The 23377-nt window shown below is 67.3% G+C and carries 20 protein-coding genes and 1 tRNA gene; 10 read left to right on the forward strand and 11 right to left on the reverse strand.

The features are described from left to right. Positions 1 to 18: 18 nt before the first annotated feature. From VIK36_RS10470 to VIK36_RS10490, 5 genes are read right to left on the reverse strand one after another with little or no spacing between them, the layout of a single operon-like run. Positions 19 to 1125, reverse strand: a complete 1107-nt coding sequence (locus tag VIK36_RS10470; protein WP_324645123.1) for an enolase C-terminal domain-like protein — start codon at positions 1123 to 1125, stop codon at positions 19 to 21. Positions 1126 to 1128: 3 nt separating this feature from the next. After that, positions 1129 to 2919 carry a thiamine pyrophosphate-requiring protein gene (locus tag VIK36_RS10475; protein ID WP_255175461.1) on the reverse strand — a complete coding sequence of 597 codons (1791 nt, stop codon included), beginning with the start codon at positions 2917 to 2919 and terminating at the stop codon, positions 1129 to 1131. A gap of 2 nt (positions 2920 to 2921) precedes the next feature. Next, positions 2922 to 4577, reverse strand: coding sequence for a GMC family oxidoreductase (locus VIK36_RS10480; RefSeq protein ID WP_324645126.1), 1656 nt, complete (start codon positions 4575 to 4577; stop codon positions 2922 to 2924). Then, positions 4574 to 5215, reverse strand: a complete 642-nt coding sequence (locus VIK36_RS10485; RefSeq protein ID WP_324645127.1) for a gluconate 2-dehydrogenase subunit 3 family protein — start codon at positions 5213 to 5215, stop codon at positions 4574 to 4576. Before VIK36_RS10485 ends, VIK36_RS10480 begins: the two co-directional genes overlap by 4 nt. Then, positions 5212 to 5679: a hypothetical protein gene (locus tag VIK36_RS10490; RefSeq protein ID WP_255175464.1), complete on the reverse strand. Its 468-nt coding sequence runs from the start codon at positions 5677 to 5679 to the stop codon at positions 5212 to 5214. The genes VIK36_RS10485 and VIK36_RS10490 overlap by 4 nt, the downstream gene beginning before the upstream one ends. Positions 5680 to 5819: 140 nt before the next feature. On the opposite strand from VIK36_RS10490, the gene VIK36_RS10495 reads away from it, so the two are divergent. Beyond that, positions 5820 to 6269 carry a MarR family transcriptional regulator gene (locus VIK36_RS10495; protein WP_324645129.1) on the forward strand — a complete coding sequence of 150 codons (450 nt, stop codon included), beginning with the start codon at positions 5820 to 5822 and terminating at the stop codon, positions 6267 to 6269. A gap of 124 nt (positions 6270 to 6393) precedes the next feature. Here the strand turns inward: VIK36_RS10495 and VIK36_RS10500 are convergent, their stop codons facing one another. Further along, the gene (locus tag VIK36_RS10500) at positions 6394 to 7362 is read right to left on the reverse strand and encodes an aldose 1-epimerase family protein (RefSeq protein WP_324645130.1); all 969 of its coding nucleotides are present in this window, start codon (positions 7360 to 7362) and stop codon (positions 6394 to 6396) included. Between the two features lie 13 nt (positions 7363 to 7375). Then, positions 7376 to 8422, reverse strand: a complete 1047-nt coding sequence (locus VIK36_RS10505; RefSeq protein ID WP_324645132.1) for a glucose 1-dehydrogenase — start codon at positions 8420 to 8422, stop codon at positions 7376 to 7378. 199 nt (positions 8423 to 8621) lie between these two features. Between VIK36_RS10505 and VIK36_RS10510 the strand changes: the two genes are divergently transcribed. From VIK36_RS10510 to nrfD, 4 genes are all read left to right on the forward strand, one after another. Further along, entirely contained in the window at positions 8622 to 8894 is a 273-nt protein-coding gene (locus tag VIK36_RS10510) for a hypothetical protein (RefSeq protein WP_324645134.1), read from the forward strand. A 234-nt stretch (positions 8895 to 9128) separates the two neighbouring features. Continuing rightward, positions 9129 to 12461, forward strand: coding sequence for a formate dehydrogenase (gene fdh, locus VIK36_RS10515; protein ID WP_324645135.1), 3333 nt, complete (start codon positions 9129 to 9131; stop codon positions 12459 to 12461). Positions 12462 to 12559: 98 nt separating this feature from the next. Continuing rightward, positions 12560 to 13570, forward strand: coding sequence for a 4Fe-4S dicluster domain-containing protein (locus tag VIK36_RS10520; protein WP_255175470.1), 1011 nt, complete (start codon positions 12560 to 12562; stop codon positions 13568 to 13570). Further along, entirely contained in the window at positions 13567 to 14658 is a 1092-nt protein-coding gene (gene nrfD, locus VIK36_RS10525) for an NrfD/PsrC family molybdoenzyme membrane anchor subunit (protein ID WP_324645137.1), read from the forward strand. The genes VIK36_RS10520 and nrfD overlap by 4 nt, the downstream gene beginning before the upstream one ends. A gap of 15 nt (positions 14659 to 14673) precedes the next feature. On the opposite strand, the gene selD is transcribed toward nrfD, so the two are convergent. Continuing rightward, on the reverse strand, positions 14674 to 15684 hold the full coding sequence (gene selD, locus VIK36_RS10530; protein ID WP_324645139.1) for a selenide, water dikinase SelD: 1011 nt from the start codon (positions 15682 to 15684) through the stop codon (positions 14674 to 14676). A gap of 59 nt (positions 15685 to 15743) precedes the next feature. Here selD and VIK36_RS10535 point away from each other — a divergent pair. The 3 genes from VIK36_RS10535 (at position 15744) to selB (ending at position 19006) form a co-directional block, all read left to right on the forward strand. After that, positions 15744 to 15838: transfer RNA gene (locus tag VIK36_RS10535), tRNA-Sec, on the forward strand. A gap of 36 nt (positions 15839 to 15874) precedes the next feature. Then, the gene (gene selA, locus VIK36_RS10540; protein WP_255175473.1) at positions 15875 to 17206 is read left to right on the forward strand and encodes an L-seryl-tRNA(Sec) selenium transferase; all 1332 of its coding nucleotides are present in this window, start codon (positions 15875 to 15877) and stop codon (positions 17204 to 17206) included. 3 nt (positions 17207 to 17209) lie between these two features. Next, complete coding sequence (gene selB, locus VIK36_RS10545; RefSeq protein WP_324645140.1) at positions 17210 to 19006, forward strand: selenocysteine-specific translation elongation factor; 1797 nt, start codon at positions 17210 to 17212, stop codon at positions 19004 to 19006. Positions 19007 to 19048: 42 nt separating this feature from the next. Here selB and VIK36_RS10550 read toward each other — a convergent pair whose 3' ends face one another. Then, on the reverse strand, positions 19049 to 19564 hold the full coding sequence (locus tag VIK36_RS10550; protein ID WP_324645141.1) for a nucleoside kinase: 516 nt from the start codon (positions 19562 to 19564) through the stop codon (positions 19049 to 19051). A gap of 47 nt (positions 19565 to 19611) precedes the next feature. Between VIK36_RS10550 and VIK36_RS10555 the strand changes: the two genes are divergently transcribed. Next, on the forward strand, positions 19612 to 20364 hold the full coding sequence (locus VIK36_RS10555; RefSeq protein WP_324645143.1) for a lytic transglycosylase domain-containing protein: 753 nt from the start codon (positions 19612 to 19614) through the stop codon (positions 20362 to 20364). A gap of 40 nt (positions 20365 to 20404) precedes the next feature. Here VIK36_RS10555 and VIK36_RS10560 read toward each other — a convergent pair whose 3' ends face one another. Next, a complete protein-coding gene (locus tag VIK36_RS10560) occupies positions 20405 to 21571 on the reverse strand; it encodes a cytochrome P450 (protein WP_324645144.1) in 1167 nt (388 codons plus the stop codon). An 81-nt stretch (positions 21572 to 21652) separates the two neighbouring features. Then, positions 21653 to 22660, reverse strand: coding sequence for a type II CAAX prenyl endopeptidase Rce1 family protein (locus VIK36_RS10565; RefSeq protein ID WP_324645145.1), 1008 nt, complete (start codon positions 22658 to 22660; stop codon positions 21653 to 21655). A 137-nt stretch (positions 22661 to 22797) separates the two neighbouring features. Between VIK36_RS10565 and VIK36_RS10570 the strand changes: the two genes are divergently transcribed. Then, complete coding sequence (locus VIK36_RS10570; RefSeq protein WP_324645147.1) at positions 22798 to 23376, forward strand: hypothetical protein; 579 nt, start codon at positions 22798 to 22800, stop codon at positions 23374 to 23376. Position 23377: the final 1 nt, after the last annotated feature.

Here is a 23377-nt window from a genome sequence, read left to right on the forward strand (position 1 = left end):
TCGGCGCCGGCGGGCGTGTCACTGGACCCGGTATTTCCCGGCCTCTGCCGCGCGCAAGGCGAGCCCGTTGCCAGGGCCGTCGCCCGGGCTCAGTGACCCGCCCGCGGGATCCAGCGTTCCGTCGAAGAAGAGATTCTCAATGCGGACGTGGTCGTGGAACCACTCCAAATGCCGGAAGTTGGGAGTGGCGGCGGCGACGGCGGCGCTGAGGTGGGGAGCGCAGTGGCCTGATACTTCCAGCCCGTGGGCAGCGGCCAGGGCAGCGATGCGGAACCATTCGCTGATGCCGCCGCACCGGCTGACGTCCGCCTGAAGGCAGTCGACGGCATCGGCGGCACACATGCGCTGGAAGTAGGGGAGCCCGGTGCCGTATTCACCGGCGGCAACGTCCGCTTCCACGGCGTCCCGGACCACCCGCAGCCCGGCCAGATGGTCGCTGGAGACCGGTTCCTCAAACCAGGTCACGTTCTCCGCATCAACCTCGCGCATGACGCGGACGGCCTGCTTGGCGGTGTAGGCGCCGTTGGCGTCGACAAAAAGTTCCGTGTCAGGGCCGACGGCGGCACGCGCCTGGCGGATGCGCGCCAGGTCCCGTGGCACGTTCGTTCCGTTGTCCTGGCCGATCTTGATCTTCACGCGCGGGATCTGCTGGCCCTGGGTCCAGCCTTCGAGCTGGTTCCGCAGCTGTTCGTCCGAATAGGTGGTGAAGCCGCCGCTGCCATAGATGGCCACTTGGTCGCGTACCGCACCGAGCAGCTGGTGCAGCGGCAGGTCCAGGAGGCGGGCCTTCAGGTCCCAGAGCGCGCAGTCGACGGCGGACACGGCATAGGACGCCAGCCCCGTACTTCCGGGGTTCCGCACCGCACGTGCCATCGCCCACGCCGCGGCCGGCACGGCGAGAGCATCCACGCCCAGGACGGCGGGGCCGAGGAGTTCCTCCACCAGGGCGGCTGCCGCCGCGGGTGCGTAGGTCCAGCCCATGCCGGTCTTCCCGCCCGCTGCTGCCTGGACCAGCACTATGGTGGTGGACTCCCACCAGAACGTGCCGTCCGCTTCCGGGCCGTCCGTAGGCACCGTGTAGGCGGCGGCCTGGACTGCGGTGACGGGCGCTTCGGCACTGGCCAAGGGTCAGCCCTCCTTGTGCGGGAGGAATTCCTGGATCTTTGTCTTGACCCCTTCTTTCACCACACCCCAGGCGCTGTCGTCGCCTTTGACCATTGCCTCGGCGGTCTTGCGGGCCTGCTCCAGGGTGGCGTGCGGGGGGATTGGCGGGATGTCGGGATCGGTGCGGACATCCAAAAGTGTGGGCCTGTCCGCGGCAAGGGCTTTCTCCCAGGCCGGTCCGACGTCGTCGGGATTATCCACGTGGATTCCCTGCAGCCCCAGGCTGTCCGCGAAACCGGCGTAGTCGACGTCGGGCAGCGCCTGGGACTCGCGGAAGGCGGGTACGCCGCCCATGGCGCGCATTTCCCAGGTGACCTGGTTCAGGTCGTTGTTATGCAGGACAGCCACGACCAGGCGTGGATCGTCCCATTCACGCCAGTAGTGTTTGACCGTGATGAGCTCTGCGAGCCCGTTCATCTGCATGGCGCCATCTCCGGCGAAGGCGATGGCGGGCCGGTCGGGATGGGCGAACTTGGCGCCGATGGCGTACGGGACACCGGGTCCCATGGTGGCAAGGTTGCCGGACAGCGAGCCGCGCACCGAACCGTGGAATTTCAGCTGCCGCGCATACCAGTTGGCCGACGAGCCCGAATCGGCACTCAGCATGGCGTTGTCCGGAAGCCGGGTGGAAAGTTCAGCAAACAGTCGCATGGGGTTGACGGGATCGGCGCTGACCATAGCCTCGTCGTGCATGGTTTCCCACCAGCGGCTGATGGATGCTTCGAGGCCCTCTTGCCAGGACCTGTCCTTCTTGCGGTCCAGGTGCGGGATCAGCGCCCGCAAGGCGGTGCCGGCGTCCGCGACGATGTTGAACTCGTTGGTGTAGCGCAGGCCGATCATTTTGGGGTCGACATCGATCTGGACACCCCGCGCCTGCCCCGGTTCGGGCAGGAACTGCGTGTAGGGAAAGCTGGATCCCACAGTGAGCAGCGTGTCGCAGTCCCGCATCATCTCGTAGCTGGGGCGCGTCCCCAGCAAACCAATGGAGCCCGTGACATACGGCAGGTCATCCGGGAGGGAGTCCTTGCCCAGCAGCGCCTTGGCCACGCCCGCGCCCAGCAGTTCAGCCACTTCCCGGACCTCATTTGCCGCGCCGCGCGCGCCCTGACCGATGAGGACAGCCACTTTTGTCCCCTCGTTCAAGAGCTGCGCGGCGCCCCGGATGGATGCGCTGTCCGGCTGGATGTCGGGCCAGTGGATTCCCAGGCTGGAAGGCACCATCTTGAACTCGTGGGTGGGCGGGGCATAGTCGAGTTCCTGGACATCGGCGGGGATGATCACGGCGGTGGGAGCCCGCTGTGCATCCGCGATCCGGATGGCCCGGTCGATGACGTTGGGCAGCTGCTGGGGAACGGTGACCATCTGGACGTAGTCCGACGCTACGTCCTTGAACAGGGTCAGCAGGTCAACTTCCTGCTGGTAAGACCCGCCCATGGCGCTCCGTGCCGTCTGTCCCACGACGGCCACCACCGGAACATGGTCCAGTTTGGCGTCGTACAGGCCGTTGAGCAGGTGGATGGCCCCAGGGCCCGAGGTGGCCATGCAGACGGCCGGGCGGCCGCCGAACTTGGCATAGCCCACGGCCTCGAAGGCCGCCATCTCTTCGTGCCGGGCCTGGATGAATTTCGGCTGGTTTCCCGCCTTGCCGAAGGCGGCGAGGATACCGTTGATGCCGTCTCCGGGGAAGCCGAAGACCTTGTCCACGCCCCACTCGGCCAAGCGGGAGAGCAGGTAGTCAGCCACTGTTGTTGCCATGATCAGTCTTCCTTCGTGCTCATCGGGGCACCCCTGCGGGCACCTTGGATCAGGTCGCGGGCGGCCCGGGCCGCCAGGGCCATGATGGTCAGGGCGGGGTTCGCGCTGCCCTGCGTGGGCAGGACGCTGCCGTCGGTGACCAGCAGGTTGGGTACCGCGAAACTCCGCAGGTTGCGGTCCACAACTCCTTCGCGCTCGCCGGCGGCCATCCGGGCACCACCCACCAAATGTGCGTAGCGGTTGATGGTGATCACTTCTTCCGCTCCCGCCGCGGTCAGGATCTGCTCCATGACCTTTTGCGCTGCGGACATCAGCTGCCGGTCGTTGTCGCACTGGCTGTAGCTGAAGCAGGCCACCGGGATGCCGTTGCGGTCCGTCTCGTCCGCCAGGGTCACCCGGTTTTCCTTCAGGGGGAGGAACTCGCAGAGGGCCCCAAGGCAGGCCCAGTGCGGGTAGTCGCTCATGTAGCGGCGCAGCGCAGCACCCCAGTGTCCCTGCGCCGCAACATGTTCCGCCCAGGTGATGGGAAGGGGGGAAACGGTCTGGATGGAGAAGCCACGCTTGTACGGTTGTGCCGGGTCTGTCTCGTAGAACTCCTCGGTGCTGACCTCCGGGGGCGGGGCCTTCCACATCCGTACTTCGGCCTGGAACCGTCCGGCCGTCTGCGGCGCCCCCTGGACCATCAGGTAGCGGCCCACCTGGTCGAAGTCGTTGCACATCCCATCCGGGAAGCGCGGTGACGTGGAGTTCAGCAGCAGCCTGGGCGTTTCGATCGAGTAGCCGGCCACGGCCACCATTCGGGCGCGCTGGAACCTGTGCACGCCCCCTTGGATGTACTCGACGCCGGTCGCCAGGCCGGTGGACTCGTCGAACCCTACGCGGGTGGCCATGGAATCGGCCCGGATTTCGGCGCCGTGGGCCAGGGCGTCCGGGACATGGGTGATCAGGGGAGAGGCTTTGGCATTGACCTTGCAGCCTTGGAGGCAGAAGCCGCGGTAAATGCAGTGCGGGCGGTTGCCGAAGCGGCCGTTGGCGATGGCCACCGGCCCCACCTTTGCGGTGATGCCGCAGGCGTTGGCGCCTCTCAGGAACAGCTCCCCGTTGCCGGACAGAGGGTGTGGCCGGTGGGGGTAGCTGTGCGGGTCGCCCCAAGGCCAATGCTCTCCGGAGACCGGCAGTTCGGCCTCGATGTCCTCGTAGAACTCCCGGAGTTCGGCGTACTCAAGCGGCCAGTCGGCGCCTACTCCGTCCGCGCTGAACGTGTGGAAGTCACTCGGATGGAACCGGGGAGTGTAGCCGGCGAAATGAACCATGGAGCCGCCTACTCCCCGGCCCGAATTGTTCGAGCCCAGCGGAACAGGATCCTTCCCGGTGATGACCCGCGGCTCGGTCCAGTAGAGATGGTGGGAGCCGGCCTCGTCGCTGACCCAGTCCTCTTCGGGGTCCCAGAACGGCCCTGCGTCCAGGCCCACGGCCCGCCACCCGGCCCGTGCGAGTCGCTGGAGCAGTGTAGCGCCACCGGCACCGCAGCCCACGATGACAATGTCCACCTCGTCATCGTCGCGGAAACGGCGCATGTCAGCGCGCAGGCGCTGGTTGCTGCCGGGCCCGGCGGGCAGCAGCCACGCCGACTCGTTGCGCCTGCGCAGGCTGTTCACCGGCCGGTCCTTCGGGTGGGGTCTGCACCAGGTTGGACGTCGCGCACTTCGAATGGCTCCAGCCTGTCCACCCCGAGGTTTTTGTAGCCGCGGGGGTACGCCGGGCCGGCAAAGCCGATCTCGTCCCAGGCCAAGGGGTGGGAGTAGAACGCGGTGCAGGCGTACCGGGTCCACAGGCTCCAGACCCGGTCGGCGGGGAGGCCGCGCCAGAGGTCCTGCTCCAGGTCACAGATGTCCTGCAGCAGTCCGGCCTTCCTCTCGCGGCTGAGCTGGGCGAAGGTGCAGTCTTCGCGGGAGCGGGCCTCCTGGTCGAGCGCTGCCAGGGAGGCGCGCCAGGCCTCGCCGTCGCGGGGCATGTTGTCATAGTGCCAGCCGTCCGTCTGCTCCTCGGCCAGGCGGGCGTCCACCATGTTCACCAGCGGCACCCGCGGCTCCGCATCCTGGTTAAGCAACTGGTCCAGGAGCGCCCGCGCCGCTGCCTCCTCCTCCGGGGTGAAGAAGCGCACGTGCGGAGGCAGCGCCATCCTTGACTGCACGACGGCGGCCGTCACCGGATCCCAATGCCGCACCTGCGCAAGGGTGCTGAAGCCCGGATACCGGCCGCCGCCGTCATCCCCGGCCAGGGGGAGCGCGCTCACGGCTCCCGCCTCAGGATCGACGCCAGGACACCCATGCCGCCCACCATGGTGACCAGCAGCGGTGCAAACAGGGGCGGCCCCATCTCCAGGTTGTAGCGCAGGTTGGACAGGCCCCCGGGCTTCTGCCGGATACCCTGCAAGTGAAGCCAGGTGCCCTGCAGGCCGTTCACCACGATGGCAGCGCTGGCCAGCGGAAGCGCCGTCTTGGCCATGCGGCGGCTGAAGACTGCAGCCACTCCTGCCGCTGCGCCCACCGGGCCCAGGGCCACGGGGGCCCACATCCACTTGTTGCCGAAACTTGCCTTGTCATGCTCAAGGAAGATCTCCGCGGCGGTCACCAGGGCGCCTGCCGCCGTCAATGCGGAGAGGGAACGTTCAAAGCGGCCCGTTTGTACGTTTCTGATCAGCCGGTCGATGCCGTTGACTGTTCCCGCCACGGTACGTTCTGCCTGGTGTGTTCTCACGATTCTCCTTACTGATGGGATTTCCCGCCTGGATCCAGTGGAACCTTCAAACTTTGCGGGAAAGCAACTATCGGAGGAAACTGGTGCGCATGGATGCAGCTGGTGGGTCTGACCCAATCCCGGAACCGTCGAGTCGGGAAGTGGAGGCAGTGCTGCGCGCTGCGGACACCCTTCTGGGTGTTGTGGCCCGGTCAGTTGCCGAGGTTGAGGACGTGGTGAATACGCCGCAGCTGCGGGTGCTGGTCCTCATCCACACCCGCGGACCGCAGAACCTCGGCGGGGTGGCCGCTGAACTTGGAGTGCATGCTTCCAACGCCACCCGCATCTGCGACCGCCTCGTCGCGGCTGACCTGCTCGAGCGGCGCGAAGACCCGGCAGACCGGCGGTACGTCCGGCTGGAGCTGACCCCAAAGGGAAAATCTCTGGTGGATTCCGTGCTGGACCACCGGCGGCAGGCGATCGCGGAGGTTATCTCGAGGATGCCGTCAGGTCGCCGTCCGGCACTGGCTGCTGCACTGGAGGCCTTCGCCGCTGCCGCCGGTGGCCAGGGCACCTCCGACGGACGCTTTACCTTGGGAGCCGGCACGTAAACTGACCGGATTATGCTGCCGCAAGCCATGCTTACATTGAACTCCGATAGTTGCGGTAGCGCAATAGTTGGCAGTTTGCTTTTGACTGGTTCTTCTTCCCTGGCAGCATGCCGGCGAAAGGCACTCAAAGCGGCCTGATGCCCCACTCGCCGGTGTGGGATTGCCCGGGCTCAAGGGTGATCAGGCCTTCACCGGAGTTAAAGGCGTCAGGGGCGCATGTCATGGGTTCCACTCCCAGACCCGTGCGCCGCCTGTCCAGCTGTGGGAGGGTGTCCCCGGTGAAGATTTCCAGGTACGGATAGGACTCATCCACCCACAGCTCGACACCTCCGGAGCGGTCCGGCCGCAGGATTTTTACCCTGGCCCGTCCGTCCGCATCACGCGTCAGGTCCGTATAGGCAACATCGATGTGCCGACCTCCCAGCTGCTGGAGTTCCCGCAGGTCGTACTCTGTGCCATCCACGCGCTCATGACCGGTGGGGATGCCGTGTTCGTCAACCGGCAGGAAGGTGCGCCCGGGCACCTGCACCAGGCCGGCGTCGATGGCGCCCGGGGGCCCGGAACCGGTACTGAGGTAGGGATGCGCCCCCGTTCCGAACGGGCAGGAGGATGCACTGCGGTTGACGACTGTGGTCCGCACGCTCAAGCCGTGATCGCCGAGCTCATAATCCAGCCTGGCATCGAGAACCCACGGCCAGCCCTGGCAGGCGTGAAGGGTATAGGTGAAGGAAATCCTGTCCTTCACATGCTCCACGGCCGGGACGTCCCAGTTCCGCCAGCGGGTCAGGCCATGGATTGCCCCGCCTTTGTCCGGCTCACTCAGGTCCAGCTGAAACTCCTTGCCGTCCCACTCGTACCTGCCGTCCTTGACTCTGTTGGGCCAAGGAATCAGGGACTGCCCGCGCGCGCCCGTGCACATGTCGTCCGGCACGTACCCATCCAACAGGTTCCGGCCGTCGCACAAGTAGGCGCGAAGGGCGCCCCCCACTTCGGTCAGCATGACACTTTGCCGGCCGGCGGTGATTTCATACTGTCGGCCCGAGGGAAGCCAGCGTGCTGCCCCTGGGCCGTCCGGCGCTTGCCCCGCATTCATGGTGGTCCCCCCGTCAGTCCAGCAGCTCGAGGACGACCTTGACGTCGTCGGGTTGGTGGTCGAAAGCCTCACGGAAGCTTTCCAGCGGAAGCCTGCGGCTGATGAGGCGGCGCAGCCAGTCAAGGTCCGCTTTCGCCAGGGCCTGCGCTCCGGCGTCGTAATGGCGGCGGTTGGCGTTGACGCTGCCGAACACCACGCCGTTCATGAGCACCTCCTCCCGGTTGAGGGCCCCGACGTCCACTTTCGTCTGTTTCCCGGTTCCCGAGACGCCGGTGAGGCAGGTGATGGCATCCTGGTCCCGGCAGGTGAGGGCATCAAGAACCACCGGTGTGACTCCCGTGCATTCGACCAGGACATCGGGCTTGAGGCCCGATTCCGGGAGGGGTTCGCTGTGGTAGGTGGCGCCCAGGTCGCGGACAAGCTGTGGCTTGGGGCCGTCGGTGACGACGTCGAAGACGTGGACGTCCAGGCCCTGTTGGACCCCCACCAGTGCCGCGAGCAGCCCGACGGGCCCCGCTCCGGTAACCACGGCGGTGTGGGGATCGAAAAAGGCCCGCTGCCCGATCCTGTTGATCTGTTCCCAGGCCTTGGCGACGATGGTGGTGGGCTCCAGGAGGACGCCCACGTCCTCCATCCCGGGATCGAGTTTCACCATTGCATCGGGGTCCGCGCGCCAATGCTGCCGCGCGAAACCGTCGAGGCCCTTGATCCCGTGCTCGGTGTATTTCCCGTTCAGGCACATGTCCCATTCCCCGGAGGCGCAGGCCTTGCACGGTTCCGGGTCAGGCCTGCGGACAATGCCCACCACCAGGTCTCCCTTTGCCAGGCCGGAATCCGGGGGAGCGTCGAGCACCCGGCCCAGGTTCTCGTGCCCCAGTACCAGGAAGTCCTGGCGGGGCGGCGCTTCCCCGTATTCCGCCGCGATGATCTCGTTGTCGGTTCCACAGAGTCCCACGGCCAGCGCCTCCACCAGCACCTGGCCCTCGCTGGCCGGCGGCTCCGGTATGTCGCGGAGGTGGATTGAGTCCTTTTTTCCAGGTGTAACTGCCAGTGCACGCATCGTCTCTCCTCAAGCAGAAGGTCCGTACTGCCAGTCTTACCCATTACTTGCGCATGCGCAATAATCATCGAGTGGCAAAGGCGTCGGCGTCGTCCGTGACGTCCGCCTCCTTTGGGCCAGGGCGGGAATACCAGAACGTGCTCTTGCCTTGTTATGAGTGAGGCGCCCACCGCAGGCTGCCTCGCTCGAAAGGACCCCCTTGCCCGTAGCTTTCATTCCATTCACCATGCACGCCTCTGCCCGGCATGACCACCGGCGCACCTTCCGCACGGACATCGAACGCTTGACCGACGGACATCTCCGGTCAACGCCGCTCGACGTACTCAGGTCGACGAACACCCAGGCTGTGTTCCGCGGCGCCGTTCCAAAAGGCGCACATACCGCCACTGATGCCAGCCTCGCCAAGTACCTCCAGGACCGTCTCGCCAGCGAGAACATCCACCTGGATCTCAGCGTCAGCATCGAGCGGTAAAACACATTTGCGACGCCCGGCCGCCGGGCGTACGGAACGGCCATTGCGGCACCGGAACCTCCGGGACCTGCAATGGCCGTTTTCCTTGTTGGGACGGGAACCGGCCGCCGGCGTTCCGGCTGCGCAGGTCCGTGCAGGCTCTCCTGCCGCCTACCGGCCCAGGCGGGACCTCCCCGCGGGACACGCCCAACCTTGTCCTGTTGCTCCCGCCGTCGTCTGGGATATGCTCCAGAAATGGCACCGCGAAGTTTTCTTCAATGGCCGGTCGTCCGTCAGCTAAGCACGGGCGACCTGTTGGGCCGTGGGCCGTCGGTGACGTCGGCCAAGACAAAAGCAATAGCCCCCCGGACCGCCACTGCCGACCGCGTCGTGCAGAGCGTGTGCCCTTACTGCGCCGTTGGATGTGGACAGCGTGTCTACGTCAAGGACGAGAAGGTCGTCCAGATCGAGGGAGATCCGGACTCGCCGATTTCGCGCGGCCGCCTGTGCCCCAAGGGCTCTGCGAGTGAACAGCTGGTTAACTCGCCCGGCCGGCAGACCAAAGTGCTTTACCGTGCGCCCCGTTCCACGGAGTGGCAGCGCCTGGACCTGGCGACGGCCGTCGAGATGGTGGCCGACCGGTTCATCGAGACGCGCCGCAGGACCTGGCAGCAGGAAGACGACCAAGGCCGGCTGCTGCGCCGCACGATGGGCATCGCCTCACTGGGCGGCGCAACCCTGGACAACGAAGAAAACTACCTGATCAAGAAGCTCTTCACAGCCGCAGGGGCGGTGCAGACCGAGAACCAGGCCCGCATATGACACTCCGCCACGGTTCCCAGTTTGGGAGCCTCGTTTGGACGCGGTGGTGCTACGCAATCACTGCAGGACATGGCCAACGCCGACTGCATCGTCATCCAGGGTTCCAACATGGCCGAGTGCCATCCCGTGGGGTACCAATGGGTGGCGGAGGCTAAGGCCCGCGGAGCGAAGGTCATCCATATCGACCCCCGCTTCACGCGGACGTCGGCGGTCTCGGATAAGCACATCCCTATCCGTGCGGGTTCTGACGTCGTGCTGCTTGGCGCGCTCATCAACTACGTGATCACCAACGATCTCTGGTTCAAGGAGTATGTCAGCGCCTACACGAACGCTGCCACGCTGGTCCATGCCGATTACCGCGACGCAGAGGACCTTGGCGGACTGTTCTCCGGCTTCGACCCGGAGAAGGGCGCCTACGACACATCCTCCTGGGCCTATGCGGAGAAGGGGGAGGGCGCCATCGACGAGCCGGGACCCGGTTCGGAACATGGCGCCGATGCCACGGCGCGCGCCGCCGGCCACGCCTTTGGCAGTGGCGGGCCGCCCCTGGAGCACGCCGAAGTGCAGCGTGACGACACGCTCGAGGATCCACGGACCGTTTTCCAGATCGTGAAGCGGCACTACGCCCGCTACACGGCGGAGATGGTGCAGGATATGTGCGGCATCAGCGTCGCCGACTTCGAGTATTTGGCCCGTACCATCACGGAAAACTCGGGACGCGACCGGACCACCTGCTTCGCCTACGCGGTCGGCTGGACCCAGCACTCCCTGGGGGCGCAGTTCATCAGGGCCGCAGCCATCCTGCAGCTCCTGCTCGGAAACGTCGGACGCCCGGGCGGCGGCATCATGGCCTTGCGGGGCCACGCCAGCATCCAGGGTTCCACGGACATCCCCACCCTGTTCAACCTCCTGCCCGGGTACCTCCCAATGCCCAGCGCCGGACGCCATGACAGCCTCGAGGAATACCTGTCCGTTATTGGGTCGAAACAGCAGAAGGGCTTCTGGGCAGACGCCGATGCCTACACCATCAGCCTCCTGAAGGCCTGGTGGGGCGACGCTGCGACGGAAGACAATGACTGGGCCTACGACTACCTGCCCAGGCTGACCGGAGCTCACGGCACGTACGAGACAGTGATGGGCATGCTCGATGACGAAGTCGAGGGCTACTTTATCCTTGGCCAAAACCCGGCAGTGGGCTCCGCCCACGGCCGGATGCAGCGCCTCGCCATGTCCCATTTGAAGTGGCTTGTGGTGCGTGACCTGAACCTCATCGAGTCCGCCACCTGGTGGAAGGACGGCCCGGAGATCGAATCCGGCGAACTGCGCACTGAGGACATCGAAACCGAGGTGTTCTTCCTGCCCGCCGCGACCCACGTGGAGAAGGCCGGCTCCTTCACCCAGACCCAGCGGCTGCTGCAGTGGCGGCACCAGGCAGTGGCCCCGCCGGGGGAGTGCCAAAGCGAACTGCAGTTCTTCTACGAGCTGGGCCAACGGATCCGCGAGAAGCTCGCCGATTCGGAGGACGAACGCGACCGGCCGCTGCTCGACCTGACGTGGGACTATCCCACCGACGAGCACGGTGACCCGGACGCCGAAGCGGTGCTTGCCGAGATCAACGGCCGTCACGTGACCGGTCAGGATGCCGGAAAGCCCGTTTCCGCATACACGGAACTCCGCGCCGACGGTTCCACGGCGGCCGGCTGCTGGATCTACACCGGCGTGTACGCTGACGGTTTCAACCACGCCGCCAACCGCAAGCCGGGCCGTGAGCAGGGACCGGCGGCTCCGGAATGGGGCTGGGCATGGCCCGCCAACCGCCGGATCCTCTACAACCGCGCGTCCGCCGATCCCGCCGGCAAACCGTGGAGCGAACGGAAGAAATACATCTGGTGGGACCAGGAGCAGGGTAAATGGGTCGGAGACGACATTCCGGACTTCCCGATCGACCGGGCACCGGGCAGCAAGCCCGATCCCTCCGTGGGTGGACCAGCCGCGCTCAGCGGAGACGATCCGTTCATCATGCAGGCCGACGGCAAGGGCTGGCTGTTCGCGCCGAAGGGCCTGTTGGACGGCCCCCTTCCCACCCACTACGAGGCCCAGGAATCACCGGTGGCCAACGCGCTGTACCCGCAACAGCAAAGTCCTGCGCGGCTGGTGTTCCCCCGTGCAGACAACCTCAGCGCGCCCAGCGCGGGCACCAGCGGGGCGGACGTTTACCCGTTCGTCTTCACCACGTACCGGCTCACGGAGCACCATACGGCGGGCGGGATGAGCCGGTGGCTCCCGTACCTGTCGGAGCTGCAGCCGGAGATGTTCTGCGAGGTGTCGCCTGAACTGGCAGCTGAGCGCGGACTGGAACCGTACGGGTGGGCCACCATCATTTCGCCCCGCTCTGCCATCGAGGCGAAGGTGCTTGTGACCGACCGCATGAGGCCGCTGGCAGTTGGGGGCCACACCGTGCACCAGATCGGACTGCCTTACCACTGGGGGGTGGGCAGCAACGCGGTGGTCAGCGGTGACGCGGCCAACGACCTGCTGGGTGTGACGCTGGACCCCAACGTCCAGATCCAGGAATCCAAGGTGGCCTCCTGCGACATCCGTCCGGGCCGCCGCCCGCGTGGCGAAGAACTCCTCGCCCTGGTTGCCGAGTACCAGACGAGGGCCGGTCTGACCCCCGAGACCGGTAACCAAGCGGTCACCGACCCCGCGGCGGAAGGCATTGATCCTCGGGGGAAAGATGGCGACGCCGATGGTGGGCCGGGATGATGAGCGTCATCGCCGGCCAGGCCGGCACATACATTGACCGGCCCGGAACGCTGTCTGCCGGCAGCGTTCCGGGTATCGACGCGACGTTGGAGAATTAGATGGGCCAGCTGTCCGGACCGACCGACCCCACCGCCGATGCCCATTGGGAGCACAACCATCCGCGCAAGGGGTTCTTTACCGACACCTCGATCTGTATCGGCTGCAAGGCCTGCGAGGTCGCCTGCAAGGAATGGAACCACAACCCGCAGGACGGCAACCTGGAACTGCTCGGATCCTCCTACGACAACACCGGCTCCCTGGGCGCCAGCACCTGGCGGCATGTTGCCTTCATCGAGCAAGGCCAGGACCGCATCGTCGAGGCACGGGAATCGGGCCGGGCCCTGGTCAGCCTCGGCATGCCCCGCATCGGTCCCCCCACCCCCGCAGCGTCCGCCCCGGCGGATCTGGCGGAGGCGGACACCACGCCGCCTGACACAGCAGACTTCCGCTGGCTGATGTCCTCTGACGTCTGCAAGCATTGCACCCACGCCGGGTGCCTTGACGTATGCCCCACGGGAGCGCTGTTCCGGACCGAGTTCGGCACGGTGGTGGTTCAGGACGACGTCTGCAACGGCTGCGGAACGTGCGTGGCCGGGTGCCCCTTCGGCGTGATCGAGCGCCGCAGTAACGGCACAGTGAAGGTGGCCACCAGCAGGGAAGACCAGCACGCCGGGCATCCCGACGTCCCCAACGTAGGCATCGCCCAGAAGTGCACCCTCTGCTACGACCGGCTGGTGGCCGACGAGACGCCCGCCTGCGCCAAGGCCTGCCCGACGACGTCCATCAAGTTCGGCGACCACGACGACATGGTGGAGGCAGCCCGGGAACGGGTTGCCGACCTGCACGCCAAAGGCCTCACCGAGGCAAGGCTTTACGGTGCGAACGAAAATGACGGCGTCGGCGGAACCGGCTCCGTCTTCCTGCTGCTCGATGAACCGGAGGTCTACGGACTTCCGCCGGACCCGCGCGTACCCACAGCTGATCTGCCAACGATGTACCGGCGGGCCGGGATGGCGGTAGCAGGCATGGCCGCCGCCGCTGCGCTGGCCTTCCTGGGAGGACGCGCGTGACACTTTCCGAGTTCGATAGTTTCCGGCCAGCAGAGCCCGCACGCCGCCGTCGGGAGGGCGGCAAGCGGGGGACGGGCCGCCGCCGGGACAACGGTGACGGCTCCCGGGAAATGCCGATGGTGCCGGAGCCGGAATTCACCTCGTACTACGGCCGTTCCGTAGTGAAACCCGCTCCCTGGGGCGACGACGTTGCGATCTACCTCTTCCTGGGTGGCGTGGCAGCCGGTTCGGCCCTCCTGGGCGCCGGCGGCCAACTGACCGGACGCCCGGCGCTGCGCAGGAACGCCCGGCTGGGCGCCCTGGCAGCGGTGAGCGCTGGTGCGGTTGCCTTGGTGAAGGACCTGGGCCGACCGGAGCGTTTCCTGCACATGCTGCGGACTTTCAAGGTCACCTCCCCGATGAGTGTGGGCTCGTGGATCCTCAGCGCATTCAGCGCCGGCGCTGGCGTGTCGGCCGTGGCGGAAATCGACCGGATGAGCGGCGACCGGCTGCCGCTGGGTCCGTTGCGCAAGGTGCTGCGCGCTGTGGAAGGACCGGCAGGCATCGAAGCTGCGGTGTTCGCCGGGCCGCTGGCGGCATACACGGCCGTCCTGCTCGGTGACACAGCCACACCGACGTGGAACGCGGCCCACGAGGAATTGCCTTTCGTTTTCGTGAGTTCGGCCTGCCTCGCGTCTGCCGGGCTCGCCATGGTCACCACGCCGGTGCGCGAGACGGGTCCTGCGCGGAAACTGGCCGTGCTCGGCGTTCTGGGAGATGTCGTGGCCATGAAGGTGATGGAGCACCGGATGGACCCGGTGGCCGCGGAACCACTGCACCAGGGCAAGGCCGGCGCCATGCTGAAGTGGAGCGAGCGGTTGGCCGTGGCCGGCGGCCTGGGCACACTGCTGGGCGGACGAAACCGGATGGTCGCCGCCGCTTCGGGGCTGGCACTGCTGACCGCCTCGGCCCTGACCCGGTTTGGTGTGTTCGAGGCAGGGCTCGCCTCTGCCAGGGACCCGCGGTACACCATCGAACCGCAGAAGAACCGGCTCGCAGCCCGCCGCGCCGCCGGTGTTACCGGCGACGCAATCACCACCGGCAGCTGAGGCAGTTGCCGGGTTTCAGCGGATCTGAATACCCTGCCCCGCAGTGGTATGGCCGATTACGGGGTGGCCCGGCAGCTCGCCGACCACCAGCAGTCCGCCGGACGTCTGCGCATCAGCCAGCAGCAGCAGATCATCCTCGGTGATGCCCGGTGCGGCCTCCAGGTGCGGACGTACCCAGTCGAGGTTGCGCCGGGTCCCGCCCGAGACGAAGCCGTCCCGGAGTGCCTCGCGGGCTCCATCGATCAGCGGTACGGCCTTCAGGTCGATGACGGCGCCCACTTCCGAGGCGCGGACCATCTTGTAAAGGTGCCCCAGCAGGCCAAAACCGGTCACGTCAGTGGCTGCACGGACGCCGGCGGCCACGGCCGCCTCGGAGGCGTCGCGGTTCAGGGCCGCCATCGTCTCCACGGCTTCGGCAAACACCTCACCGGTCTGCTTGTGCCGGTTGTTGAGGAGGCCGACGCCGAGTGGCTTGGTCAGAGTGATGGGCAAACCCGGCCGGGCGGCGTCGTTGCGCAACAAGCGGTCGGGATGGGCGACGCCGGTGACGGCCATGCCGTACTTGGGCTCCGGATCATCAATGGAGTGCCCGCCGAGCACGGGGCACCCCGCCTGGGACGCCACGCTCAGGCCACCGCGCAGGACCTCGGTCATCAATTCCATCGGCAGGACGCCGCGGGGCCAGCCGACGAGGTTGATCGCCGTGACGGGCCGGCCGCCCATGGCGTAGATGTCCGACAGGGCATTGGCGGCGGCAATGCGGCCCCAGTCATATGCATCGTTGACAACGGGGGTGAAAAAGTCGGCGGTGGTCAGGACCGCAAGATCATCGCGCACCAGGACCGCCGCAGCGTCGTCGCCGCTGTCAAGGCCCACAAGGACCTCCGCGCCGGGTTGGCCGATGAGGCCACGGACCGCATCTTCGAGTTCGCCGGGAGGAATTTTGCACGCGCAGCCGCCGCCGTGGGCATAGTCGGTGAGCCGGAATGCGCCGGTGGCACCATGATCGAGTTGCTGGACTGACATCTGAGCCTCATTCACCCGCCCAGCGTACCCTCCAAGGCAACCCTGCTATATTGAGGCGCGGTGGCGTCCGGGTCCTGGTGGGCCCCCCGGTCTTCAAAACCGGTGAGGCTGAGCATCTCGGCCTGGCGGGTTCGATTCCCGTCCGCCACCGCCAACTTTCGGCAGCGAATGCCGCGATATGAGGAGGGCTGTGGACCACGTCGATCCCCGGCGCCTGATTCCCCGCACAAATGACCTGCTGGCCTTGCCTGCCGTCCGCGAAGCCCGCACCCGGCTGAACGAGCGCGTCATCCGCGAACTTGTCCGGGACGTCCAGGAGCAGGCCCGGCGCGGCGGGCTGCCCCCCGGCCAGGTGGAACCGGCCCTGCTGGCGGCCGTCGCTGCGCGTGCGGCAACCACCCTGCGCCCGGTGCTGAACGCCACCGGCGTCATCGTCCACACAAACCTTGGGCGCGCCCCTCTTTCTGAAGGTGCAGTGGAAGCTCTCGTCGCGGCCAGCGGCTACGTCGATGTGGAGCTGGACCTGTCAGACGGCAGCCGCTCCCGCCGGGGCGCCGGTGCCCGGGCGGCACTGCTGGCCGCCTGTCCCGCCGCCGAGGACGCACTGGTGGTCAACAACGGAGCCGCGGCGCTGGTGCTGGCCACGACAGCCTTCGCCGCTGGCCGGGAAGTGGTGGTGAGCCGCGGCGAACTCGTTGAAATTGGTGCCGGATTCAGGCTGACGGACCTGATGGAATCCACCGGTGCCAGGCTTCGCGAGGTGGGCACCACCAACCGAACGCACCTGCACGACTACGCCGGAGCCCTCGGTCCTGACACCGGATGCGTCCTAAAGGTCCATCCAAGCAACTTCCGGGTTGACGGTTTTACCTCAGCTGTTCCCATCAATGAGCTGAGCCGCCTGGCCTCGGCCAACGGCGTCCCCCTCGTGGCCGACCTGGGCAGCGGACTGCTGGCCCCCGACCCGTTCCTGCCGGATGAACCGGATGCCGCCTCCGCCCTGGCGAGCGGCGCCGACGTCGTCATCGCCAGCGGGGACAAACTCCTGGGCGGCCCCCAGGCGGGGTTGCTGCTGGGCCGCAAGGAGGTCATCGCCCGGCTGGCCCGCCACCCGCTCGCCCGCGCCGTCAGGGCAGACAAACTTGTCCTCGCCGCCCTGGAAGCAACGGTTGCGGGCGGGCCGCCGCCCGTCGTGCAGGCGCTGCACACCGACGTCGGGCAGTTACGCGGCCGTACGGACCGGCTTGCCCGGGAACTGGGCGTACCCGTGGTCCCGCATGACGGCAGGGTAGGGGGTGGCGGCGCCCCCGGCGTACCCCTGCCCGGGTGGGCACTCCGGCTCCCCGAAGGACTTGCGCGTCCCCTGCGGACCGGCGACCCGGCCGTGCTGCCGCGCGTCCACGACGGCTCCTGCCTGGTCGATCTGCGCTGCGTGCCCGAAAAGGACGATGACCGGATTGTCGAGGCGGTACGGCGTGCCCTGGCAACCCTTGATGTTGCGGATGCAGGGAGGGCGGGCTGAACCGTGCACGTCATTGCCACAGCCGGGCACGTCGATTCCGGTAAAAGCACACTGGTCCGCGCCCTCACCGGCATGGAGCCCGACCGCTGGGAGGAAGAACGGCGCCGCGGGCTGACCATTGACCTGGGGTATGCCTGGACCACGCTGCCGTCCGGACAGGACGTGGCGTTCGTCGATGTACCGGGCCACGAACGTTTCCTGGGCAACATGCTCGCCGGCATCGGACCTGCGCCGGTGGTCTGCTTCGTGGTGGCCGCCGACGAAGGCTGGCAGGCGCAGTCGAGCGACCACCGGGACGCCGTCGCTGCACTGGGCATTGAACACGGCGTCGTGGTGCTGAGCCGCGCGGACCGGGCATCCGGGCAGCGGGTTGCGGAGGTGCTCGCGCGGACCCGAACGGAACTGGCCGGGACCGGCCTGCAGGACGCGCCCGCAGTAGCTGTATCCGCCATCGACGGCACGGGCCTGGCTGACCTGCGTGCAGCGCTCGACGGCGTACTGGCCAACGTGCCTCATCCCACCACGGATGGGCGGGTCCGGTTGTGGGTGGACCGTTCGTTCACCATCACCGGTTCCGGGACGGTGGTGACCGGGACACTGGCAGCAGGAACGCTCGCCCAGGGTGACCGGCTGGAACTGATCGGCCACGTCGATTCCCGGCCGGTGGTGGTCCGTGGCCTGCAAAGCCGGGACACCTCGTACGCCTCGGTGGAACCGGTCAGCCGGGTGGCGCTGAACCTGCGCGACGTTGCCGCAACGGATATCCGCCGCGGTGACGCGCTGGTTACCCCGGACGCATGGCCCACCACAGCAGTGGTGGGAATCCAGCGCACCACCGGGGTGGCCTACACCGAGGTCCCGGAACAGCTCATGGTGCACGTTGGCACGGCGTCCGTGCCGGCCCGGCTGCGCCCCTTCGGCGCCGACCATGCCCGGCTGGTCCTCGACAGGCACCTGCCCCTCGTCCTGGGGGACCGCCTGGTGCTGCGCGATCCCGGAAGCCGTTCGGTGCTGGGCGGCGCGCGTATCCTCGATGCCGACCCACCGGCCTTGCGGCGGCGCGGTGACGGCGCCCACTGGGCGGAGCGTCTTGCAGGAATGGACCCCGCCGGAGACGTACTGTCAGAGGTTGCAGCCCGCAGGGCTGTGCAGGCGGAACACCTGCGCCGGCTCGGACTGCTGCCCGGGCATGACGCGGAGGCACCCGCCGGCGTACAGGTCATCGAGGACTGGTGGGTGCACGCTCCCGTCCTTGAGGCCTGGCAGCATCAGCTGCGCACCGCGGTCCAGGCGCTGCAGGAGCGGGACGCCCTGGCCCCAGGCCTTTCCATGGGTGCGGCGCGGGACCTGCTCACGTTGCCCGACGAGAAGCTGCTTTCCCACGTCATCCGCGGTGCCGGCCTGGAACAGGACGGCGGACACGTCCGGCTGCCTGGCAGCCAGGGCAACCTTGGTCCCATCGAGCCGGCAATCGCCACACTGGAGGGCAGGCTCAGCGCGGATGCCTTCCGTGCCCCCGAAGCCGATGAGCTGGCGGCACTCGGCCTCGGTGCCCGCGAGCTCGCAGCCGCTGAACGCACCGGGCGCCTGCTGCGCCTGCGCGACGGGGTGGTGCTGCTGCCCACCGCCCCGGCGCTTGCCATGCGCACCCTCGCCGGCTTGGACCAGCCCTTCACCACGAGCCAGGCCCGCCAGGCGCTGGGCACAACACGCCGGATCGCGGTTCCGCTGCTGGAGCACCTGGATTCGCGCGGCTGGACCAAGAGGCTGGATGCAGGACACCGCACGGTGGTGCGCTGACCCGCCGTCGGCCAGGAAGAGCGGTGCCCGGCCTACTGAGGGTTAGTCAGGGTCCGCTGCCTGCACGTGGTGCAGGATGTCGTCCACGACCCGGGAAAGCGGCGCGGTGGCGTCAATCGGAATGCCGCCCGGCGGGATCTCTTCCCGTGTTCCGTGCAGGTGTTCGATCAGCTGCCGCTCCGCCGGCTGCCCTCCCCATTCGTCTGCCGGACGCTGGTCGAGGCGCCGCCTCAGTGTGCCCAGGTCCACCTCAAGGACGAAGACGCCGTCGAACAGATCGATGAACTTGGCGAGGTTTCTCGACCCGCCGCAGAAGAACGTCACCGCGTCCCGCTGGTCTGCTGCCTCGGCGCGGACGTCGGCGACTCTCCAGATGTGGTGCCTGTGCACAGCGACGCCGGTGACGCCCCCCAAGGGTTCGCCGGTTTCCGGATCACCCTGATAGGCAAGTTCACGGTCTCCGTTGATGGCGTGGTAGCCGCGCCGCCGCAATTCGTTGCAGACCGCGGTCTTGCCCGTGCCCGAGCCGCCCTCGATAAGGTAATTCTTCCTGCCCATGCCTGATGGTACCGATGAGGGAGAGCCGGGGATGGTTTGATTGGTCAGTGCTCCGTGTAAAACGCTTTGTGGCCCTTAGCCTGTTCGTGGTCTGCGCGAGCGCAGTTTTCTCGTTCTGGCTGCTGGGCCAGCCCGGCGCCGGAGCCCGTACGGCCGTTTTCCTGCCCCCGCGTGCGGGAGCCAAGCTTCAGCCGGGGCCCGATGGCATCGCCACCGCCGTGAACGTCACGCGAAGCCCGGACGCCGAGTGGCTTGGCACGGCTGCCGCCCACACCGGAATCCCTGCACGGGCGCTGCGTGCCTATGTCAATGCGGCCGTTGCCGCCAATGAATCCGCTCCGAAGTGTGGCATCGGCTGGAACACGCTCGCCGCCGTCGGCTTCGTCGAATCAGCCCACGGCACGTACGGTGGCGGCAGCTTGAGCCCCGCCGGCCAGGCCAGCGGCCCGATCGTGGGCCCCAGCCTCAACGGTGCGGGATTCGCCGCCATAGCCGACACCGACGGCGGCGCCCTGGATGGCGACGCGAGTTGGGACCACGCGGTGGGACCGATGCAGTTCATTCCCTCCACATGGCGGATCGCAGGCAGGGACGGGAATGGGGACGGGGCGGCGGACCCGTTCAACATCGATGACGCCGCCCTCAGTGCGGCCACGTATCTTTGCGGCCACGGGCGCGACCTCACCACAGCGCAGGGCTGGACAGCTGCCATTTACGCCTACAACCAGTCCGATGCCTACATCCGCCAGGTGAGCTCCCAGGCCACCGCCTACGCCGCGAAAACGGGCACCGCCGGTTGACTGGATCCCGCGGCGTCCCCGGATCCGTTCCACGGGCCGGTCAGGCAGGCTGCCAGGTGACGGGAAGTTCCTTCAGCCCGTAAACGATGCTGCTGTCCATCCGCTCCAGTTGCGCTCCGGGAGCCACGGAAAGTCCCGGGAGACGGGACAGCAGCGCTTCCAGCGCAATCCTTGCCTCGAGCCGGGCGAGCGGTGCCCCGAGGCAAAAGTGGATGCCATGGCCGAACGCCAGGTGCCTGTTGGGGTTGCGGTCCACATCGAACTCGGACGCCCGCTGGAACTGCTGCTCGTCACGGTTGGCCGAGCCGATCCAGGCGACGATTGGAGCACCGGCGGGAATCAGTTGGTCACCCACGACGGTGTCCGCCACCGCCACCCGGTACATGGACTGCACCGGCGACCGAAAGCGGAGCACTTCTTCGAGGGCCGGGGGAAGCAAGGCCGGCTCGTCGATGAGCCGCTGGAGGGCGCCGGGAGACTCCGTCAGGCACAAAACGGCGTTGCCGATCAGATTGGTGGTGGTCTCGTTGCCGGCTACCAGCAGCAGGGCACAAAACCCGAGCAGTTTGGGCACCGTCAGTTTTTGCCCGTCAATCTCCGCGGACAGCAGGCTGCTGATGAGGTCCGTGCCGGGACGGCTCCTGCGCTGGTCGATCAGGGCAAGGAAGTACTCGACCATCTCCGAAGTGGTGGAGTCCTGCGTTTCGCCGGCGGGGAGGGTCCGCGTCTGGCTGACAATCACGTCAGACCAGTGCTTGAAGCGCTCGCGGTCCTCGCTGGGGATGCCCATCAGCTCGGAGATGACGATGACCGGCAACGGGTAGGCAAGGTCCTTGATCAGGTCAGCGCTTCCCTTGCCGCTGATCTCCGCCAGGAGCTCGTCGGTGAGTCCGGCGATGCGGGGAGCCAGCGCGTCAACAGCCTTGGGCGTGAAGGCCTGCGTAACCAGCGAGCGTAACTGGCGGTGCCTCGGGGGATCGGTGGTGATCAGGCTGGACGCGAACAATTGCCCGGTGCCGGAGGGATTGTCACCACCCATGCGCGACGAGAACGTTGCGTGTTCGGACAACACCCGCTGGACGTCGTCGTACCGGAACACGTGCCAGCTCCCTGACTGGTCATCCTGGAAGACGGGGGCCGTTGCCCGCATGCGTTCATACTGCGGAAAGGGATCAAGCGGGTATTGGGCGGACTGGGTGACATCCATGGTGGCCTCCCTGCTCACCTGGCGCCGTGCGGTCCACGGACGGCGCCAGGCCGTCAAATGACTGACCGTAGAACCTCGATCCTAGCCAAAGCGTTTCCCTGCGTCACCACGATGTCGTAAATGCCGGCGCTTCCTGGTGGACTCCCGGCCCCGGGGTGCGCCTGCCAGTCGCCGGCGTTCGCGCCTGGCGGCAAACCAGATGGCGGCAACCATGACTCCCAACACGTCCGCGAAACCCAGGATGGCCTCCCACGGCATTTGGATGGAACTGCCCCGCAGGTTGTTGTAAAAGGATCCGAGGGGAAGAAGCAGGGGCCAGAGGACGATCAAGTTCCGGACAACGCAGTAGGCCACCGCGTAAACCACGCCGAGGCCGAAGAGGAAGAGCATTTCCTGCGCGTCCATTCCGTAGCCGACATGGTAGGCCGCATAAAGGGCAGCCGCCCCGGCCACCCCTGCTATCGGGCCGAAGCTCGCTTCCAGGCGCGCCTGGATGAAGCCCCGGAAGAATACGGCCTCAAAGAATCCCACGGTGATCGCCAAGGCTGCCAGGGGCACCCAATCGACCGGCCTGGGAAGTGGGTATCCCCACAGCGTGATGGCGAACTGCACGGCGGCAAGGATGAGCCCCAAGGCGACTGCCTGGCGCAGGTTGGCGCGGCCGATGCCCAATTCGGCCAAAGCCCTGCGGCGGATCCATGTGGTGTAGGCGAGCGGGCCGAGGACGCCGAGGAGCATGCCGGCCGCGAAGCAAAGGAACAATCCGAGTGTGTTTCCCTGGGTAAAGACCCTGAAAGCCAGCCAGAAGAGGGCCACAACACCCACATACAATGTGGCAACGGCGCCCACGTCGCGCCAGTCCGGATGTCCGGTCCAACGAGGCCGGGACATGGGCATGACGAGCGCCAGAACCAGTGCTGCGAGCGGGACGCCGACGCCGTAAACAGTAGGGTTTCCCAGCGCGAGCAGCAGGATTGCGCCCACGAGGAATACCGGCCACGCGTACCTTGGCAGGAGCTGGGCCGTTCCACTCAAGTTCGTTCCCGACATGGCTCCCCACTCCACATAACTGCCTGGTTCATGGCTCAAGTCTTCTCCCAGCCGGTGGCCGTCCGTAGGGGCCAAGGGCCCAACTGAACCCACGACGTACGGCCAGTGAGCGGCCTAAGCCAACCGGGCGCCGGTTTTTGTGGTAGCGATGAGGGGTCCCCTAAGGTTATTGCTCGATGAAAGCCCCTGAAGATACATCCGGTCAGTCGCCCGCCATCTCCCCGCGTGGACCCGTGTTTGTCGACGCGTCAGGCCGCCGGCTCCGGCGGGTCAAGATGATCGGCCTCGGGGTCGTCGGGCTTGTAGCGGCATACGTCATCCTCGTACTGGCCACCTTCATCGGCGGGTCAGGATCCTCGGCACCATTCCTTCCCCTGCCGGCCGCCGCCGGACCCCGCGATACGCCAACAAGTCCGCCCTCTGCCGATCCTCGGGCCGGCCTGACCGGGGCCGCCGTTCCGGTTGTTGAGCAGTCGCCGGCGGCCGTCCCGGTGCCCGTCTCTGCTGTTACTGCCGTACCTCCGGCGGAGGGCGCCGCCGTCGTGCCCGCTGCGCCCGCCGCCCCCGCCGCTGCTCCTGCCCCGGCTCCGGCCGCCGCCCCAGCAGCCCCCGGAACGTCGGGAACCGCCACCGGCTCCGGTGCAACCGCCCCCGGCTCCAGCGGAACAGCGCCAGGCTCCAGCACGACCGCCTCCGGCGCGAGCGGCTCGGCGCCGGGCCAGGCCACACGGCCCACCGCCCCCGCGCACCAGTAAC

This window comes from Pseudarthrobacter sp. LT1, from assembly GCF_035621795.1.
Classification (GTDB): domain Bacteria; phylum Actinomycetota; class Actinomycetes; order Actinomycetales; family Micrococcaceae; genus Arthrobacter.